Below are 2,586 nucleotides of genomic sequence, written 5' to 3'. Positions count from 1 at the left end.
GAGTGAGGCGTAACAGCGGCGGCAGGCGTCCAGCAGTTCCCGCTCACCCGCAATGTTCAGGAAGGTCTCCTGCTGCCCGGCGAAGCTCGCGTCCGGGAGATCCTCCGCCGTCGCGCTGCTGCGCACCGCCACGGCGAGCCGGTCCATGCCGGCCCGGTCCCCCAGCGTCCGGTAGTGGGCGCGGATGGCTTCGGCGATGTCGCCGGGGAACTCGCTGGCCAGGAACAGGTCCCGGATGGCCTCGCCGGTGGCGCGCAGCGTGGCGTCCCCGGCCCGGTAGGCGGCAATACGCGATCGCATGGCGGCGTCGATCCCGTTAGCCACGACGAACGAGCGGTACGCGGCGGCTGTGGTGGCGAACCCGTCAGGAACCCGTATCCCCTCGCTCTGGAGGGTCCGGATGAGCTCGCCGAGCGAGGCGTTCTTCCCGCCGACCCGCGGGACGTCGGCCATGCCGATCTCGTCAAACCACATCACGGGCGATTCAGCCATGTCAGTACTCCTGCGGATTGTCGGTGGACCCATACTGCGCGGGACCGGTGTCCCGGGGTCAGGGGCTTTGGACCCGCGCGCCGCCGCCGGCTACTGTGCCGCCTGGGGGAAAGCCTCCTGTTCCCGCGCCGGGCCGGGCGCCGCCGGCGGAACCAGCCCGGCGGCGGCGGACGATCTTGTACAACCAGTCGGCGAGCAGGACGGCAGGGACGGCGGCCAGCGCCACCGCCAGGCCTCCCGGCGTCGGCGGAGCGTGGCCCAGCAGCGCCGCCAACGGCCCGAGGAACAGGAACACGCACAGCAGCCCCAGCTCGGCCAGCACGGCCCACAGCAGCAGCCTGTTGGTGAACCAGCCCAGCCGCCAGGGCGGGACGGTGGCGCTGCGGCAGGCGAAGGCGTTCGCCAGCTGGGCCAGGACAACCGTGGTGAAGGCCGCGCCCGACGCCGCCAGGAGCACGTCGCTAGCCGGCAGCTCGGCGCCGGGCCGCCACCCCGCACCGAGCAGAACCACCGTATACGCCGTCATCTCCATCAGCGCCTCGACCGGTCCCAGCAGCCCAAACACCCGAAACATGAGGGCGCGGTCCATCAGGTGCCGGCGCTCGGGCGGCCGCTTCAGCGTCCCCTTGCTTGGCGCCTCGCTGCCCAGGGCCAGGGCGGGCAGCAGGTCGGTGCCGATGTCCAGGGCGAGGATCTGCAGCACGCCCAGCGCCAGTGGAAAGTGGCCGCCGGACAAGGCCCAGATAACGAAGGGCGTGAGCTCGGCGACGTTGTCCGTCAGGTGGTACGTCAGGAAGCGCCGGATGTTCGCGTAGGTGGCACGGCCCTGCTCCACCGCGGCCATGATTGTGGCGAAGTCGTCGTCCAGCAGCACGAGGTCGGCGGCCTCACGGGCGACGTCGGTGCCGCTGCGTCCCATCGCGACCCCGATGTCGGCCTGCTGCAGCGCCGGGCCGTCGTTGACGCCGTCGCCGGTCATGGCCAGGACATGCCCGCGGCCCTGCAGGAGCCGGGCCACGCGGAGCTTCTGTTCCGGCGTCACCCGGCTGACCACCACTCCGTCGCAGTCCAGCAGTGCGGCCAGGACGGCATCATCGCCGGGCAGGTCCCCTCCCTGCAGCACGGTTTCCGTGGGGCCGAGCAGCCCCGTCTCCCGGGCGATGGCGGCGGCGGTGAAGGCGTGGTCGCCTGTCACCATCGCCACTTTGATTCCTGCGTCGCGGGCCGCTTGGAGTGCCACTTTCACCTCGGTCCGGGGCGGATCGTGCAGGCCCATCAGGCCCAGCAGCGTCAGCCCGGCCTCGACGTCCTCCAGCTTGAACGCGGCGCCGGGCGGCCCGGGCAGGCTGCGCTGGGCGACGGCGAGTACCCGCAGGCCACGGGCGGCCATCTCGTCAACCATGTCCATTGCGCGGTTCGAGCCGGGATCCGAAGCCCCGCCTCCGGTGGCCAGACACAGCGGAATCACGGACTCCGGGGCCCCCTTCACGAAGAGGGCGGTGCCGACGATTGCCGACTCCCGCAGCCGGCGGGAGTCGAACGCGAACCGGTGCGACGGCGTCGGCCATTCCGGCTGCTCACCCGGAAGGGCGAGGCGGACGGCGAGCGCGTCGATGGCCGCCTCCATCGGGTCCCCCTCGGCTATCCAGCGGTCTTCGTGGAGGACGGCGCGCCCCACCGAGGCGGCGCGGGCAGCGACACTGAGCCGCCGGGCTTCTTGAAGGCCGCCGCCCGTCATCTCGGCTTCGGGGCCGTAGCCCTGGCCATTGATGGTCAGCAGCCCGGCCGGGGTCCAGACCTCGACGACGTTCATCCGGTTCTGCGTCAGGGTTCCGGTCTTGTCGGTGCAGATGAAGGTCGTGGAGCCGAGGGTCTCCACGGCTTGGAGGTTGCGCACGAGGGCGTTGCGCCTGGACATGCGCTGCGCGCCGACGGCCAGGGAGAGCGTGACGGTCGGCAGCAGGCCCTCGGGGACCAGCGCGACGGCCACCCCGATGGCGAACAGGAAGGCGTCGCGCCAGGAAATGCCAATCACGAGCGAGAGGACGAAGAACAGGGCGCCGATGCCCAGGGCCATGGTGGCGGTGATGCGGA

The 2,586-nt window shown here is 71.6% G+C and carries 2 protein-coding genes; both read right to left on the bottom strand.

Annotated elements, in window-relative coordinates; translation table 11 throughout:
- On the bottom strand, nt 1-492 hold a 492-nt coding region (locus LQV45_RS25250), incomplete at its 3' end, for a PEP/pyruvate-binding domain-containing protein (protein WP_290370312.1).
- Between the two features lie 58 nt (nt 493-550).
- On the bottom strand, nt 551-2,586 hold a 2,036-nt coding region (locus LQV45_RS25245), incomplete at its 5' end, for a cation-transporting P-type ATPase (protein WP_230009367.1).

It is taken from the genome of Microbacterium sp. Bi128 (genome assembly GCF_918698205.1).
The sequence above is the reverse complement of the archived record's forward strand: the minus strand, read 5'-3'. Positions and strand labels throughout refer to the sequence as shown.